The 15,191-nt window shown below is 51.7% G+C and carries 15 protein-coding genes; 7 read left to right on the top strand and 8 right to left on the bottom strand.

The window, feature by feature from the left end:
- The first annotated feature begins 136 nt into the window (after nucleotides 1-136).
- Nucleotides 137-289: a hypothetical protein gene (locus H6F86_RS08100; protein ID WP_190447868.1), complete on the top strand. Its 153-nt coding sequence runs from the start codon at nucleotides 137-139 to the stop codon at nucleotides 287-289.
- 162 nt (nucleotides 290-451) lie between these two features.
- Here H6F86_RS08100 and H6F86_RS08095 read toward each other — a convergent pair whose 3' ends face one another.
- Nucleotides 452-718 (bottom strand): YciI family protein, encoded by a 267-nt coding sequence (locus tag H6F86_RS08095; protein ID WP_190447866.1) that lies wholly within the window; start codon nucleotides 716-718, stop codon nucleotides 452-454.
- A gap of 14 nt (nucleotides 719-732) precedes the next feature.
- Between H6F86_RS08095 and H6F86_RS08090 the strand changes: the two genes are divergently transcribed.
- The gene (locus H6F86_RS08090; RefSeq protein WP_190447864.1) at nucleotides 733-1,290 is read left to right on the top strand and encodes a 2'-5' RNA ligase family protein; all 558 of its coding nucleotides are present in this window, start codon (nucleotides 733-735) and stop codon (nucleotides 1,288-1,290) included.
- A gap of 47 nt (nucleotides 1,291-1,337) precedes the next feature.
- Here H6F86_RS08090 and ribD read toward each other — a convergent pair whose 3' ends face one another.
- Together ribD and H6F86_RS08080 are read right to left on the bottom strand one after the other, a co-directional pair.
- A complete protein-coding gene (ribD, locus tag H6F86_RS08085) occupies nucleotides 1,338-2,471 on the bottom strand; it encodes a bifunctional diaminohydroxyphosphoribosylaminopyrimidine deaminase/5-amino-6-(5-phosphoribosylamino)uracil reductase RibD (RefSeq protein ID WP_242033429.1) in 1,134 nt (377 codons plus the stop codon).
- 44 nt (nucleotides 2,472-2,515) lie between these two features.
- Nucleotides 2,516-2,917, bottom strand: coding sequence for a gamma-glutamylcyclotransferase (locus H6F86_RS08080; protein WP_190447861.1), 402 nt, complete (start codon nucleotides 2,915-2,917; stop codon nucleotides 2,516-2,518).
- Between the two features lie 164 nt (nucleotides 2,918-3,081).
- On the opposite strand from H6F86_RS08080, the gene H6F86_RS08075 reads away from it, so the two are divergent.
- From H6F86_RS08075 to H6F86_RS08065, 3 genes are all read left to right on the top strand, one after another.
- Nucleotides 3,082-4,347 (top strand): Zn-dependent hydrolase, encoded by a 1,266-nt coding sequence (locus tag H6F86_RS08075; protein WP_199305149.1) that lies wholly within the window; start codon nucleotides 3,082-3,084, stop codon nucleotides 4,345-4,347.
- 119 nt (nucleotides 4,348-4,466) lie between these two features.
- Nucleotides 4,467-4,910 carry a photosystem II protein PsbQ gene (gene psbQ, locus H6F86_RS08070; RefSeq protein ID WP_190447856.1) on the top strand — a complete coding sequence of 148 codons (444 nt, stop codon included), beginning with the start codon at nucleotides 4,467-4,469 and terminating at the stop codon, nucleotides 4,908-4,910.
- 110 nt (nucleotides 4,911-5,020) lie between these two features.
- The gene (locus H6F86_RS08065; protein WP_190447854.1) at nucleotides 5,021-6,136 is read left to right on the top strand and encodes an FAD-dependent oxidoreductase; all 1,116 of its coding nucleotides are present in this window, start codon (nucleotides 5,021-5,023) and stop codon (nucleotides 6,134-6,136) included.
- 29 nt (nucleotides 6,137-6,165) lie between these two features.
- Here H6F86_RS08065 and pbpC read toward each other — a convergent pair whose 3' ends face one another.
- Entirely contained in the window at nucleotides 6,166-8,646 is a 2,481-nt protein-coding gene (gene pbpC, locus H6F86_RS08060) for a penicillin-binding protein 1C (RefSeq protein WP_242033422.1), read from the bottom strand.
- A 158-nt stretch (nucleotides 8,647-8,804) separates the two neighbouring features.
- Between pbpC and H6F86_RS08055 the strand changes: the two genes are divergently transcribed.
- Complete coding sequence (locus H6F86_RS08055; RefSeq protein ID WP_190447851.1) at nucleotides 8,805-9,362, top strand: prepilin-type N-terminal cleavage/methylation domain-containing protein; 558 nt, start codon at nucleotides 8,805-8,807, stop codon at nucleotides 9,360-9,362.
- Here the strand turns inward: H6F86_RS08055 and glgB are convergent.
- Together glgB and H6F86_RS08045 are read right to left on the bottom strand one after the other, a co-directional pair.
- Nucleotides 9,356-11,659 carry a 1,4-alpha-glucan branching enzyme gene (glgB, locus tag H6F86_RS08050; RefSeq protein ID WP_190447849.1) on the bottom strand — a complete coding sequence of 768 codons (2,304 nt, stop codon included), beginning with the start codon at nucleotides 11,657-11,659 and terminating at the stop codon, nucleotides 9,356-9,358. The genes H6F86_RS08055 and glgB overlap by 7 nt on opposite strands.
- A gap of 337 nt (nucleotides 11,660-11,996) precedes the next feature.
- Nucleotides 11,997-12,296 carry a 30S ribosomal protein PSRP-3 gene (locus tag H6F86_RS08045; RefSeq protein WP_190447847.1) on the bottom strand — a complete coding sequence of 100 codons (300 nt, stop codon included), beginning with the start codon at nucleotides 12,294-12,296 and terminating at the stop codon, nucleotides 11,997-11,999.
- 196 nt (nucleotides 12,297-12,492) lie between these two features.
- Here H6F86_RS08045 and H6F86_RS08040 point away from each other — a divergent pair, with 196 nt between their 5' ends.
- Nucleotides 12,493-13,281 (top strand): TIGR01548 family HAD-type hydrolase, encoded by a 789-nt coding sequence (locus H6F86_RS08040; protein WP_190447961.1) that lies wholly within the window; start codon nucleotides 12,493-12,495, stop codon nucleotides 13,279-13,281.
- Between the two features lie 117 nt (nucleotides 13,282-13,398).
- Here H6F86_RS08040 and H6F86_RS08035 read toward each other — a convergent pair whose 3' ends face one another.
- On the bottom strand, nucleotides 13,399-14,295 hold the full coding sequence (locus tag H6F86_RS08035; protein WP_190447845.1) for a tetratricopeptide repeat protein: 897 nt from the start codon (nucleotides 14,293-14,295) through the stop codon (nucleotides 13,399-13,401).
- 51 nt (nucleotides 14,296-14,346) lie between these two features.
- Entirely contained in the window at nucleotides 14,347-15,159 is an 813-nt protein-coding gene (locus tag H6F86_RS08030) for a methyltransferase domain-containing protein (protein WP_190447843.1), read from the bottom strand.
- Nucleotides 15,160-15,191: the final 32 nt, after the last annotated feature.

The following is a 15,191-nucleotide window of genomic DNA, read 5'->3' as shown; positions in this document are numbered from 1 at the left end:
ATCTCATGCCCAACGCTCACAACTCAACTGTCAAATTTAATCACTTGAGGGTTGACAGAATTATAGGACATCTGTACTAAAATCGTGCCATATTTGTAAGCAATTGTCGCGTAACGCTTGAAGAAAAGTTGCAGGAATGGTGGAAACCATAATGCCCTTACGGCATGGCTTCAGCGATCGCGCCTTACCATTGGCACACCCGTCACCATCTAGTGCTAGAGGAGGGGCGATCGTTTGCGAAAGCAACCTTAATATGGCTGTAGCGAATGTTAAGCAGTTTAACAAGTAAGCAGTTTAACAAGGCTACTTGGCAGTAAGCCTGAAGCATTGAACACATCAACATTAGTTGATCGGCGACGGTCTTTGCGTCCTTCAAAAGCATTACAGAGTCAAGCGGTGAACCCTTCTCTTCCATTACGCTGGATTCGCCCTGAGCAGAACTCTCCATGCTCTACTCCACTGCCACTCGCCATTCGTACAGTTTGTAATGCACGCAGCCATTCTGCACAAGCGGATCTTGCGCTACGATCGCGGCGGCTTCATCCATCGAAGCGGCTTGAAAGAGAAGCATACCGCCGCCATAGCAACCCCAATAGCCCGATTTTGCCTGGTGTCCTTTGGCAATTAAACCGCGCACGAAGGCTTTGTGAGCCGGAACATATTGGTCGAATAGGGGCTTATCGACGATTCCTTCTTCAATCTTGACGAACCACGGCATGACAAGGTGTTCCTTTGAGTCAAACAAACGATCGTTTTTTTGTTGCGTTGTTACCATCACAGGCGATTCAGGACTACGCCAATGAGGTGAAGCAGGTTTTTGTCGATCGCTACAACAGTCGCGCAGCGCTAAAATCACCACCCCACATCACGTTACAGCCGCCTTTTGAATGGAGGACGGCAACGCATTCTGACCTGAGCGCAACCTTAAACGAGTTTGCTGCTCAATTTGCGCCAATACCCATTATGCTGTCGGGTTTTGGGGCATTTGCACCGCGCGTGATTTATATCAATGTTATCAAGTCAGCGGCGCTGCTGACCCTACAGACTGCGTTAATGCATCGTTTGGAAGAGTCTCTAGGGATTGTCAATTTGAGTGCAAAAACGCGATCGTATGCGCCGCACATGACCGTTGGTTTCCGCGATTTGACACCAGAAAATTTTCGGGCGGCTTGGGCAGAGTTTCAGTCGCGCCCCCTGGAGCTTGAGTTTACGGCCACTCATCTAACCTTGTTAAGGCATGATGGGCATCAGTGGAGCGTTGACACAAAATTTGCGTTTTTAGCAAGTTAACGGCTCTAGCGTTTAACTATTAGCGTTCAGCTATCAGCGGTCAGCTATTAATTCGTGCGTATGTCCTTAAGTGTCAATCGCTCGATTGGCAAATAGCCCTCGATTAACAAATCTGACCCGATCGATCGCCATTGCAGTTGTTCCAGTAACAGTGCCTCTGTCATTGTTGTGAAACCCAAATCGCTGACTGGAGAGGGTGCCGTGCTGCCGCCGATGATTTTGGGGGCGACGAAGGCAAGGACTTTTTGGATCGCACCATCCGCGATCGCTCGTGCTGCCAGCGTACCGCCACATTCCCACAAGACGCTGAGGCAACCGCGATCGTACAAATGTGCCATTACTGCGGCAGGCGTTAAGGAGGTGCTTTCAATCACTTCCACGCCCTGTTGTCTGAGGACTTTTTGCACATCTGGTTTTGCTGTTGCTTCAGTGAAAACTAACGTGGGGGCGATTGCTGTTTGCCAAAGTTGGGCATCGAGGGGCAGATCGAGCGATCGACTCATCACGACTCGTAAGGGCGTGGTTGCTTGACGGCTCGTAAGGAGAGGATTGTCGCGCCGAACGGTGTTGCCACCCACAATAACAGCGTCGCAAGTGGCTCGTAGCTGATGGACTTCAGCACGAGCGGCGGCACCTGTCACCCAGGCACTATGCCCGGTAGTGGTGGCGATCTTGCCATCTAACGTCATAGCGTACTTCAAAATGCCAAACGGACGCTGGTGCACGATACGATGCACAAACGCTTCGTTCAGCTTGCGACAGTCTGCTTCTTCGATGCCAACCGTAACTTCGATGCCTGCCTGCCGAAGCCTGGCAATCCCACCTCCCGACACTCTGGGATCGGGATCGACCATGCCAACCACAACGCGCTGCACGCCTGCCGCAACGATCGCCTCGGAACAAGGTGGCGTGCGTCCATAGTGGTTACACGGCTCCAAATTTACATAGAGCGTTGCGCCGTGGGCGCGATCGCCTGCCTCTCGCAGCGCAAAGACCTCCGCATGAGGCTGTCCAGCAGCAGGATGAAAGCCTTCACCGACGATCGTGCCTGCTTGCACAATCACAGAACCCACTAAGGGATTGGGTGCCGTGCGTCCTAATGCCCGTCGTGCCAAAGTCAGACAGCGCTGCATCAGGGCACGATCGTCCATTCCTGAATTGTCCATCGCTGAATCGTTCATATTTGGATCGTCCTGATCTGGATCGTCCATTGCTGCGGCATGGCTCACTTGAGAACGCTGGCTTTATACGCTGCCCAACCACCGAGGTCAGAAATGTCTAACCAGCCGTACTTTTCAACCAGTTCACGCGGGTAGAGAATTGCCGTCAGCACCTCGCCATCTTCTAAAACAACATCAGCAGGATACATATGAGGCGGTTCGGTGGCTAGCAGGTGCTCGTACTCGGCGATCGTTAGTTCATACACTTCACCCGGAATCGAAATGCCACCCTCAGCAACTTCGTAAATAGCAGGATGCCAGCCATCGGCAGCGGCGTGTAAGCGATACTGCGATCGCGTCTTGGCTTCTCGAATGAACGTTGCCGCTTGCAGGTTGCCGTGGTCGGGTTGTCCCCGTAGCGCCGATCCACAAATAAATACTCGCTTCGCACCCGTCGTTTCCGTCATGACGCCTCTTAAATTCGTGACAATAGGGATTTTAGCGGGAGGAACTTTGAGCAAGTATTTGTACACCTTGAACTACTGGCTCCCGCTGGGTTGTTCTAAGTTTAGGGTTAGCCCGTTCTTTGTTACAAGTTAGACCACCAAGAATCAAAGCTGAGGGAATGCTGATGCCTGTTCTTTCCAAGCTCACAGTCAATGGCGATCGCCTCAACAATACGCTCTGGCAACTGGCAGAAATCGGCAAACTGCCGGACGGTGGCGTGAGTCGGCTTGCCTTTAGCGCTGACGATTTATTAGCGCGTCAGCAGGTGCAAGCCTGGATGATCGAGGCAGGGATGACTGTTCGGATTGATGCGGCAGGTAACATCATTGGCAGCTATGCAGGACGCTACCAAGAGGCAGCAGCATTGGCAACCGGCTCACACATTGACACTGTGCCGATCGCAGGACGCTACGATGGCTGCCTGGGTGTTTTAGCAGGCATTGAAGTGGTGCGAGTGTTACATGAACAGAACACGCGGCTGAACCATCCCCTTGAAGTCATTGTCTTTACGGATGAAGAGCGTTCAGTACTGGGCTGCAAGGCGATGGCGGGCGAGGTCAAAGAACCACCAGAGTATTACGCGCGGTTAGATGGCTCACCGATTCAGGAATGTCTACAAAGGATTGGGGGAGATTGGTCAAAGATTTCTACGGCTCAACGCACCCGTTCAGAGCTGGCTGCCTTCGTAGAACTCCATGTCGAACAAGGCGGTGTGCTGGAGCATCAAGCGGTGCCAATCGGGGTGGTCGATGGCATTGTGGGGCAGTATCGGTTTGCGGTCAACGTGATGGGACGCATGAATCATGCAGGCACGACACCTATGCATCTGCGGAAAGATGCACTGGTGGCTGCGGCTCAGATGGTGCTGGCAGTGAACAAAGTCGGAGTTGAAATTCCTGGTGATCAGGTAGCGACGGTTGGGTATCTCAATGTTTCGCCCAATGCGACAAACACGGTACCTGGTACCGTCGATTTTCGGATTGACCTGCGCGATCTGTCCCAAGAACACCTGGAGTTGTTGGTGAACCGCTTGAAGGATGAATTTGCCGCGATCGCCGCTGCTACTCAGACCGAATTTACCCTCCGCGAGACGCTTCACATCCTGCCTACTCTTGCGGCTCCCCATATCAAAGAAGTGATCAAGCAGGTTTCCGAGCAGCTTGCCTTGCCTTACATTTGTCTTCCCAGCCGCGCCGGACACGATGCTCAAGAGATTGGACGTTTCACCGATATGGGCATGATTTTTGTCCCTAGCCAGAATGGCATCAGTCATTCGATCGACGAATACACAACACCGGAACAATGTGCTCAAGGTGCAAACGTCCTACTGCATACCTTTTTGCAGTTGGATCAAGCGTACCCAATCAACGAGACAGCTATTAACGGCTAAGAAGACGCTCACGACCGAAGCCTGAGGCATTAAACTCAAGTGAGATATACATTCGTTCACAAACCAGATAAACTTTTCGCTTGTAAGTAGTTTTACGCTCGTTAAAACGGAACTAAGTCATGGTCACGTATCGATCTGTTATCGCTTTTGTTTTAATGCTGCTCACTACGATGCTGGTTAGTTGTAGCAGCGTTACAGAAACAAAGCCGCTGTCTTACACCACGGCACAGGTAGAGGAAATTCAAACGTATGCAGGGGATCTTTTAGAACTGCGCGATCGCCTGCCCGAGCTTGCCGATCTGGTGCAAAAAGAAAACTGGACTTTTGTGCGTAACTTCATTCACGGTCCATTGGGAGAACTGCGTACCAAGATGATCTATCTTTCGCGCAATCTACTTCCTAATGATCAGGAAAAAGCTGCTGCACTAGCAAAAGAAACCTTCCAAAGCCTGGTAGCGCTTGATGCCGCCGCCGAGAAAGCGGATTACAAAGTAGCAGTTCGCAATCTAAGCAAGACAGTGGCGGGTCTCAATGATTTTCTGGAGCTAGTGCCTAAGAGTTAGGGAGCAAGGAGCCGAAAAGAGGAAGTAGGCTCTCAGCGCTTCCCCTATTGCTTGCAGCGACGGCTCACTGCTTCACTGACAGCGACTCAAAACTGTTCCCCTTGCAGTGCATGACTAATGTTGTAATCGTCGGCTGTGGTGTAGTTGGGGCAGCGATCGCCTATGAACTCAGTGATGTTGAAGGTCTGGCAGTAACAGTGATCGATCGTCAGCAGCCTGCTCAAGCGGCAACGGGGGCAGCGCTCGGTGTGCTGATGGCGGTCATCAGCCAGAAAACAAAGGGCAACAACTTGCGGATGCGGCTAACAGGCATTGAGCGCTACAACGCCTGGATTCCTGCGCTAGAAGCAATCACTGGTCAGACCATTTTGTTTAACAAACATGGTCTATTGCGCCTTTGTTTTGAAGGGGAGCCGTTGGAACGCTGGCACAAACTAGTAGAAATCCGGCGATCGAAGGGTTTTCAGCTAGAGATGCTCGATCGCGCCCAACTAGCAGCTAACTATCCCCAACTTGGTTTGGAACGAGTGACGGCAGCAGTTTATTCGCCGGACGATCGACAGGTTGATCCAACTGCACTCACACAAGCGTTGGTAGCTGCCGCCGCACAAAAGGGCGTGACATTTCAGTTTGATACCAATGTTGAGGGCGTTGAATGCTGCGATCGCTCTCATTCACTTTCTGAAACCGCTTTACAACTGTGTCAGCAGATTCAAACGACTAAGGGTACGCTGCCAACAGACTGGCTGGTGATGGCTGCTGGCTTAGGTTCTACGCCACTAACTGCCACACTTCAGCAGCCTGTTGATCTTCGTCCTGTCTTGGGGCAAGCAATCCATGTGCGGCTACCGTACCCGCTAAAAACATTGCAACCGCAGCCTGTGATTACAGGTGAAGATGTTCATGTCGTCCCGCTAAGCGGCGAGGACTACTGGATTGGCGCAACGGTAGAGTTTCCGACTGGCACACTAGCATCAACACCAGATGCAATAGCGCTGGAGGCAGTCATGCAGCAGGCGATCGCCCTTTGCCCAGCTTTTTCAGAAGCAGCGATTATCCGTGCCTGGTCAGGGTTGCGTCCCCGACCCGAAGGTCGCCCTGCCCCGATCGTCGAACACCTTTCAGGTTATGGCAACGTGCTGCTAGCAACGGGGCACTACCGCAATGGCGTCCTGCTGGCACCTGCAACAGCAGAAAAGATTCGACAACTTATTGGTGTTGGCTAACAAACAAGTTTGAGAGAACCGTTCTCTCTTTACTGGGCAACAGAAAAACCCTTGCGGGTCGATCGAGTTTCTGCCATCTGTACTTCAAAGCTGACACGATCGCTCCTGTCGCCAGTTTTCACCTGCAACGTCCAACGTCCCGGCTTCGGCACCCAAAAAATGGAGCCAGGGGTTTGAGTTGCGAGCGGTTGCCCATTCAGCAGCCATTCCACAGTTTGGTTTGATGGACTTGCCAGCTTAAATTGAAGTCGCTGAGCAGAGTCAGTGGCTCCAGGTTCTAGTAAAAAGACATCGCCATTACGAGGTGAAAGAATTCTCAAACCATCGGTTGCGGTTGGTATGAGCGGTTGCATTGCCAGCCATTCGTTGTATTCTGGCGGCAGTTTCAAGCGATACTCGCGCTGCCCCTTGCTAGTTGCCACTGCCTGATAAAACGGATCGGGTTGGCGATCGTACTCACCCAAAGCCTGTGGCTCGAAATACTCCTGCACCACCGAGGGACAAGCAGGCGTAGGACGCGCACCCGACAGCGCACAGATTGGACGCTTGACTAACCCACTGGGTGCTGGAAAAGCGCTTGGTTCTCGCTGTTCATGCAAATGCAGCATGATACGATTCCACAACGGAGCCGCACCCGTAATACCTGACACTTGACGCATCGGTGCGCCATCAAAATTACCAACCCAGACCGCCACGGTGTAGTCTCTGGTAAAACCGATCGTCCACGTATCGCGAAAATCAGACGAGGTTCCGGTTTTAACCGCTGCCGGAAACGGCAGACTCAACAGCGAATCAACCCCAAACGCTTTAGCACGAGCGTGCGGATCATTCAGCATATCGGTGATGAGAGACCAAGTGGAGGATGAAGCATGAGGGATGGAAGATGGAGCATAAGGGATGAGAAGTTTTGCGTTTTGCGTTTTGCGTTCAGCCTGCCTTCTGCCTTTTGCCTTTTGCTTTCTGCCTTCTGCCTCCTGCCTCCTGCCTTCTGCCTCTCTCATCCCCCTCAACGCCACTGGCTGTCCTTGATTTGCCAAGACCAAATAGGCTCGTGCTAGCTCCCACAGGCTAACTTCGCCGCCGCCAAGAGCAAGCCCCAAGCCATAGTGGTCGGCAGTTTGAGTCAGGTGGGTAAAGCCAAGCTGATGGAGGCGATCGAGAAACGCTTGCACGCTCACCTTCTCCAACACCCGTACGGCTGGCACATTCAAAGAGTTTGCTAAAGCGACACGCACACGCACAGGTCCTTGAAAGGTTTCGCTGTAGTCTGAGGGCGTGTAAAGCTGGGCACCGGGAATGGCATAGCGGGTGGGAATATCGGCAAGGATCGTATTCGGACGAATCACTCGTCGCTCCAGCGCTAGTTCGTAAAGGAAGGGTTTGAGCGTAGAACCAGGTTGACGGAGCGCTTGCACACCGTCGTTTCGACCTTTTTGAGCATCTGCAAAATAGTCCGGTGACCCGACATACGCCAGCACATCGCCAGAACGGTTATCTAACACCAAAGCTGCGGCATGATGGACATTATGTGGCGCTAAAGCTTGGATCATCTGCTGCACTTGCGCTTCAGCAAACTGCTGCAAGGGGAGATCGATCGTCGTCTGTACCTGAGCAGGATGGGTCGACCGCTGATCAGCTAACCAAAACAGAAAGTGTGGTGCTGCGACAATGCCCTGCTGCCGACGTTGTAGCGATAGTTCTTCTTGCCACGCTCGATCCGCTTCTGCACGGCTGAGATACCGATCCTGGGTCATACGGTCAAGGACATACGTCTGCCGTCGTTTTAGCGCCTCCCAGTGATCGTAGGGGTTGAGGTGATTTGGATCATTCGGAATTGCCGCTAAGACGCTGGCTTGAGCAACGTTTAGATCGCTAGCAGGAATGCCGAAATAAATGCGTGCTGCCGCTTCTACGCCGTAAATGTTGCCGCCCATGGGCAGCCGATTGATATATGCCTGAAGGATTTCGTCTTTGCTCATGCCAGCGGTTAAGCGCCAGGAGAGCCAGATTTCCTTTAGCTTCTCTGGCAAGGTGCGGGGCGACGGTTCTAGCATCCGCGCAAGCTGCATCGTAATGGTCGAGGCACCGCTGACAATTTGACGGGCTTGAAGCGCTTCCAACATGGCACGACCGATCGCCCAACCATCCAACGCCCCATGCTGATAGAACCGCCGATCCTCTGCTGCCACGATCGCCTGGATAAAGTGAGGCGACACCTGCTTCAACGGCACAGTAACGGTATGCTCCTGGTCGCGCGTTAGCACGGTGCCCAGCGGCAACCCATTGCGATCAGTAAACTCAATCGCCTGCTGATCTTGCACCAAATACACAGCCCTAATGGGAGCCAGGTAGGGCAGTGATCGCACCACGATCACCGAGACAACCAGCGTCAGGATGAGCTTGGCAAGTGAATGTTTGGCATACCATCCTCTAAGGACAAGCAGCCATCGTCGCTGCACCTGAATCATGTTTTTCAGTTGCTTGGTGTGTAACCACCTGCGTTGCTGCATTGCCATCTCCTCTGCATCGCCAACGTCGCTGTCAGTTGACTACATGCCACGCTACAGGCTATCCGGCAAGTCACACAATCTGTTAAACCCAAGAATCCTCTGGGAACTATGAAACAGATCAAACAGGGTCTGTCTTGCGATCGCCAGGGTGCTTCTTGATGAAAATTAAGCCTCACTATAGGACTGCTCTCGCCAAGCAGTTCTCTCAGCCGCCTGCTGCCGGGTTCTCCTTGCTAGAAATGATTGTGGCTATTGTCGTTAGCAGCACTCTGTTTGCCATTATGGCTCCTAGTTGGGCAGAGTTGGTCAAGCTACAGCGCCTCAACGCTGCTCAAGAAAGAGTGCTGCAAGTCATGTACGACGCTCAGAATCGCGCCAAACACAAACGCATCGCTATGCAAGCTAGTTTTCGGAACCCGGATGGGGTAATCCAATGGGCAATCCATCCAGCCAGTGTCGCGCCAACGGCAGCCCTCTGGAGCCGCCTCGACGCCAATGTGAAAATGGATGACGAAACAACGTTACAGCAGTCAGGTGGCGTTCGCAGAGTACAATTTGACCACGACGGCACTGTTAATGGGTCTCTTGGAAGGCTCACCCTGTCTGCCATAAGTGGCGGCAAAGCCAAACGCTGTGTCATTGTCTCGACGCTATTAGGAAAGCTTCGCACCGGGACAGAGCATCCAACCCAGAAAGACGACAAGTTTTGCTACTGATGGTTAAACGCGTTCAACACCTTTTCCGTTTTTTCACGATCGATCTTCAAGACCAACGTCCCCAGCGGTGGCAAACAGAGGTCAATCGAATAAGGCTGATTGTGGTACGCCCATTCTTCTGTCCACTTCCCGCCAAGATTTCCCATATTACTGCCGCCATATTCACGCGAATCGCTGTTAAATAGCTCGGTGTAAAAGCCTTGCTGAGGCACGCCCACACGATAATGTGAGTGAGGTTGAGGCGTAAAATTGCATACGGTCACGACAAATTCGTCCGAATCTTTAGCCCTACGAATGAACGAAACAACACTATGGCGGTTATCGCTACAGTCAACCCACTCAAAGCCATCCTGACCAAAGTCTTGAGTATAAAGCGCTGGTTCACTGCGATAAAGCTGGTTCAATGCCCCTAAGAAGTGCTTGAGCTTTTGGTGAGGTTCGAACTGAAGCACCTGCCAGTCTAAATCACTCCAAACATTCCACTCGTTCCACTGCCCAAACTCCATGCTCATAAACAGCGTTTTCTTACCAGGGTGCGTGTACATATAGGCATACAGGCAGCGCAGGTTCGCAAATTTTTGCCATTCATCGCCCGGAATTTTACCCAGCATATTGCTCTTGCCGTGGACAATCTCATCATGAGAGAGCGCCAGCATGAAGTTTTCGCTGTGGTTATACCAGATGCTGAAGGTGAGGTTGTTTTGGTGAAACTGACGGAACCACGGATCCATGTGGAAGTAGTCCAGCATGTCGTGCATCCAGCCCATGTTCCACTTTAGGTTGAAGCCCAGACCACCAACGTAAGTGGGCCAGGAGACCATAGGCCATGAGGTCGATTCTTCTGCGATCGACAGAACGCCAGGGAAATAGCTAAAGACAGTGTGGTTCATCTGGCGAAGAAAATCTGCCGCTTCAATATTTTCTCTGCCACCATACTGATTCACGAGCCATTCACCTGGTTCGCGACAGTAGTCGAGGTAGAGCATTGATGCAACAGCATCCACGCGAATTCCATCAATGTGGTATTTGTCAAACCAGAAGAGGGCATTGGCGACGAGATAATTCCGCACCTCGTTACGGGCGTAGTTAAAAACGAGGGTGCCCCATTCCTTGTGTTCCCCCTTGCGAGGATCAGCGTGTTCGTAAAGGTGGGTGCCGTCAAAAAACGCTAGCCCGTGCCCGTCTTTAGGGAAATGACCAGGAACCCAGTCCACGATGACACCAATACCTTGAGCATGGCACTGATCCACAAAGTACATAAAGTCTTGCGGGGTGCCGTAGCGAGAGGTGCAGGCGTAGTGACCTACAACCTGGTAACCCCAGGAACCGTCAAACGGGTGTTCGGCAATCGGCAGCAGTTCGATATGCGTGAAGCCCAGATCCTTCACGTAGGGAATGAGTTTGGCAGCGAGTTCCCGATAGGTCAAAAACCGTGCTCCAGGTTTAAGTTCAGAAACGACCACAACGGGTTCTGGCTCACCGTTCGGTAACAGAGCAGGTTCACTAGAGGCGGCGTGCAGCCAGGAACCGAGATGACACTCGTAAACGGCGATCGGCTGGGTTAGTGGTTCCGTATGACGGCGCTGTGCCATCCAGTCATCGTCATTCCAGGTGTAGGTTTCAAGATTAGTGACGATTGACGCAGTTTTGGGCCGCGCCTCTTGCTGAAAGCCATAGGGGTCAGATTTTTCGTAAATGTGACCATCCTGGTTTTTGATCTCGTACTTGTAGCGAGCATCCACGCCAATTTCAGGAATAAAGAGATCCCAAATGCCGCCACCCAGTTTCCGCATCTGGTGCTTGCGACCATCCCAGGAGTTGAAGTCACCCAGCACAGACGCACTACGGGCATTGGGTGCCCAGACAGCAAAATAGACACCGCTAACACCGTTCATTTCGGTCAGGTGGGCACCCATCTTTTCGTAGATGCGATGGTGGTTCCCTTCTGCAAAGAGATGAACGTCGAAATCAGTCAGGTAGGGCGATCGAAACGCATACGGGTCGTAGATAAAGCGCTCGTGCTCACCTTCTTGCAAGCGAAATTGATAGTTAGAAAGTTCGACGCCCTTGATCGTGCACTCAAAGAAGTGAGGATGGTGAGTCGCCTGCATAGGGTATTCTGCCCGTTGCTCTGGCAGCACTACCCAAACAGCGTCAGCATTCGGCTGATAGGCTCTCACAATCCAGGCTTGCTGACCATCGTTCTCTACCATATGGGGACCCAGCACCTCAAACGGATCATGATGCTGATTCCAAACGATCCGCTCTACTTGGTCTGAAGTGATGGTCATTGTCATGAAGCTACCTGCCTAAGAAAAAATATTAAGTCGCAAAATAGGTTAAATGATGCGTAATCAACTGTAATAAACCGTAGCAAATCATTGCTAAAGTCTCAAATTTTATTTGCCTCAGTACATAATTTTAGGCGGCATCGGTCTACCATTGCTCGACTTAATCATAGCAAGAGCCGAACTACCACCGATCTAAAGACATAAACACAAAACCCGCCCCAACTTTATCATCTACCAGTCAGGGCGGTTATGCGTTTGACAAGCTCCTAGAGCTTGCTCGTTTTTTGTGTAAAAAGGCTTTCCGCGCCTTGCCCTAGCAATAGAACACGCGATCGCCCGTTCCTCAAGCGCTACCTGTAAACGTAACCTCTGGAAACTTTGCCTGCGCTTCCGCCATGGGTCGCCGCTTGCCTTCCTCTTGCCAGTAGTTGATAACCTCAGTCGCCTGGTTAAGCAACTCAACGCGATCGACCTCAGAAATCCAATGCTTCGCTTCCATCTCTGTCTTTAGCTGTTCCCACGCGTCGTTACGGGGCCAAAAAAAGTAAGATGTCAGCGGGCTAGTGCCCTTGCCTACAACCTGATCGACAGCTAATGCAACGTTCTCATCTAACCAGAGAACTTTTAAAATAAACTTCGACAACCCAACCTCCAGCTTGTCCCAAACATTTCGCTTGCTCTGCAACTTAGCATTCTATCTTACTGCCGGAAGAATCACCAGCATAATCCTTGGAATCAGCCGTAAGTGCGCAGTTGGGCAAACGTGTAGGGTATAGATGCAGGCAGCATGATTCGGTATGGTGCTAAGAGTAGAAACAGAGCAGGCAGGCGTAATGGATATGGAGGCGATCGTCGTTTTTGACATTGATGGCGTGATTCGTGATGTGGGAGGATCGTATCGCCGTGCGTTGGCGGATACCGTCGAACATTTCACGCAGGGAGCCTATCGTCCGTCACCAGAGGATATTGATGCACTCAAAGCAGAAGGACTCTGGAACAACGATTGGGAAGCGTCGCAGGAGCTGCTCTATCGCTATTTTGAAGCACAGGGACGATCGCGAGAAGCTACAGCCACGAACCCAATTAGGCTGGATTATGACGAACTGGTTGCTTTCTTTCAGTCTCGTTATCGCGGCACAGACCCAACACACTGGACAGGCTATATCTGTCAGGAGCCGCTGCTACTGCGACCAGCCTATCTAGAGCAGTTGACTCAGGCAGGCATTTTGTGGGGCTTTTTTAGCGGTGCCACGACCGGATCAGCACGCTATATTCTGGAGCAACGCTTGGGACTGCAATCGCCCGTTCTCGTAGCCATGGAAGATGCACCCGGCAAACCTGATCCGACTGGGTTGCTGCAAACAGTGCGCCTGCTGCATGGTTCTGATGCCGCGCCTGTACTCTATGTGGGCGATACAGTGGCAGATATGCACACGATCGCCAAGGTGCGCCAAGTCCAGCCCGATCGCCCGTGGTTTGCCGTTGGCGTTTTGCCACCCCATGTTCAAAAAACTGAGGTCAACAAGCAAGCCTACATTGCTACACTCCAGCAAGCAGGCGCACAGGTCGTTTATGACAATGTGCAGGAGTTGACCGTAGAGGCGATCGAGAAATTAGTGAGGGGGTAAGCAAGTGTAGAGGAAAGAGCAGAGGGAAAGGGGTGCAAGAGAAGATGGTTTAGCTTTCACCTTTAATCTTCCTCCCCCTTTGCCCTTCACTCTCCTTAACTCCCCTGCCTTCTTTATCTACGCTTTTAGCTTCAAAAACTTCTCCATTGCAGACACCATTTCTGGGGGCCAGCGGCGATCGTTTCTGAGCCAATTTAGATCTTTATAGCGCGAGTCGAGACCAACGGCTGAAACCCATTGACTTTCGGCTTCTCCTTGTTTTCCCTGCGCCCAAAGTGCGGCAGTGAGGGCGGCACGCATATCGGCAAATTGAGGATATTTGCGCACCAGATTCCGCATTTTGCGAACAGCTTCATCCTGCTTACCAAGCTGATAAAGCGCTAGAGCATAGTTGGCGTTGGCAAACGCATAATCACGGACAAGCTCGGTCGCTTGTTTGTAATCGACTATGGCGGCTTCCCATTGCCCCAGCCCAGCTTTAGCATTGCCGCGATTGTTAAAAGCAGCGGGATCTTTAGGATCGAGTTCTAAAACACGATTGTAGTCGGCGATCGCCTCTTCCCACTTGCCCAAACCTTCTAGTGCGGTGCCACGGTTCAGGTACGGATCAGGCGCATCTGGTGCCAGATCGATCGCCTTGTTATAGTCAACGAGAGCACTCTGCAATTTGTTTTGGCTCACTTTGGCATTGCCTCGGTTACTCCAGGCAGCCGCTGTTTGAGGTAGTGTCTCAATGATTTGCGTCCAATAGTCCTCAGCCGTACGGAAGTCGCCTTCGTTGGTTGCTTTAAAGGCTTTGTCGGCGATCGCATCAAGCTGCTTGTAAAGGTCTAGCGCTGTTACCTGGGGTGCTGCTGGTGAAGGCGAAGCTGCTTCTGGTGGCGGTACGGTTTCTGCTGGCGCTGCTGCTGAAGCTGCCACGGGAACCTGTTCTACTGCCAGGGCTGGATAGGGAAACCAGACCAGAAGGCTAGAGAGAAGAACGCTCAAGAGAACCAGAAAGAGGCGAATCATAAAAGACTACCGAATAGAGAGCCAGGAGAATTGAGTGAGCGTGAGCAGCGGTCAAGCATTTTTTCGCAAAACGAGAATCATTTCATCTTTGTTCTTGAGAAACAGCTCGACTTCAAACCCAAACTGCAAGGTTTTCTGTAAGGTCGCTAGCAATTCTAGAATTTCGGTCTGTGTCCAAACGTGGTAGTGAATGCTGTAGTCCATCGCTATAAAGCGATCGGCTTCTGCTTCGATTCTGGGGTCATCTTGACCGTCATGTTCGCTGGTATAGCCCAACGAAGGAAATTTTGCCCAGTCTAGAAAATGCTGTTTCTTTGACCATTCGGGACCCTCGTTATAGTCTTTGAGGAGATGGTCGATCGTCGTCAGTGGGCGATGAACATCGAAGGTATACCGTTTGTCTGGTATGCCCATGTAGAGAATGCCCCCGGGCTTAAGCACCCTCAGCATACTCTGCATTGTTTTGATCGGATTCTGGCAGTGCTCGATAAAGTGGTTGGCAATCACAAAATCTTGCGATGCAGGGGGAATATGGATTAGCTCTTCACCGTCATCCAGAATATCCACCTCAACCAGTGGCAGCTCGCTTAGCTCGGGATAGTGCTTTTTGAGGTCTGCAACAGACATCCGGTCTACGTATTGCACCTGGATTGTATCGGAGACGTGCAGCGGATTATGTAAAGCGCCGATTTCAATGCCCTTGCCTTTGAGGTAATGGTCGGCAACACCCCGGCGATCGAACGTGGAGGGCGCAATGGTTTGCGACAGCGTTTGCGATAGATCGGAGGACGCGCGGAAGACTTTTTTGAGCAAGCCTTCAACTTTTAGCCTCAGGCGGTGCGGCGCATTGACAGTGTTGGTCATGAGTTCAGATCCTTTTCTCCTCAAACATTATC

The sequence above is a fragment of the Phormidium sp. FACHB-592 genome, assembly GCF_014695795.1.
Lineage (GTDB): Bacteria > Cyanobacteriota > Cyanobacteriia > Leptolyngbyales > Leptolyngbyaceae > Stenomitos.
This window is presented reverse-complemented; position numbering and strand designations above follow the sequence as displayed.

Excerpts from the sequence above, each read along its gene's own strand:
- H6F86_RS08095 (WP_190447866.1), bottom strand. The coding sequence starts at position 718 with ATGCCGTGGTTCGTCAAGATTGAAGAAGGAATCGTCGATAAGCCCCTA.
- H6F86_RS08100 (WP_190447868.1), top strand. The coding sequence starts at position 137 with ATGGTGGAAACCATAATGCCCTTACGGCATGGCTTCAGCGATCGCGCC.
- H6F86_RS08055 (WP_190447851.1), top strand. The coding sequence starts at position 8,805 with ATGAAAATTAAGCCTCACTATAGGACTGCTCTCGCCAAGCAGTTCTCT.
- ribD (WP_242033429.1), bottom strand. The coding sequence starts at position 2,471 with ATGAACGATTCAGCGATGGACAATTCAGGAATGGACGATCGTGCCCTG.
- pbpC (WP_242033422.1), bottom strand. The coding sequence starts at position 8,646 with ATGCAGCAACGCAGGTGGTTACACACCAAGCAACTGAAAAACATGATT.
- H6F86_RS08030 (WP_190447843.1), bottom strand. The coding sequence starts at position 15,159 with ATGACCAACACTGTCAATGCGCCGCACCGCCTGAGGCTAAAAGTTGAA.
- H6F86_RS08075 (WP_199305149.1), top strand. The coding sequence starts at position 3,082 with ATGCCTGTTCTTTCCAAGCTCACAGTCAATGGCGATCGCCTCAACAAT.
- H6F86_RS08035 (WP_190447845.1), bottom strand. The coding sequence starts at position 14,295 with ATGATTCGCCTCTTTCTGGTTCTCTTGAGCGTTCTTCTCTCTAGCCTT.
- glgB (WP_190447849.1), bottom strand. The coding sequence starts at position 11,659 with ATGACAATGACCATCACTTCAGACCAAGTAGAGCGGATCGTTTGGAAT.
- psbQ (WP_190447856.1), top strand. The coding sequence starts at position 4,467 with ATGGTCACGTATCGATCTGTTATCGCTTTTGTTTTAATGCTGCTCACT.
- H6F86_RS08040 (WP_190447961.1), top strand. The coding sequence starts at position 12,493 with ATGGAGGCGATCGTCGTTTTTGACATTGATGGCGTGATTCGTGATGTG.
- H6F86_RS08080 (WP_190447861.1), bottom strand. The coding sequence starts at position 2,917 with ATGACGGAAACGACGGGTGCGAAGCGAGTATTTATTTGTGGATCGGCG.
- H6F86_RS08065 (WP_190447854.1), top strand. The coding sequence starts at position 5,021 with ATGACTAATGTTGTAATCGTCGGCTGTGGTGTAGTTGGGGCAGCGATC.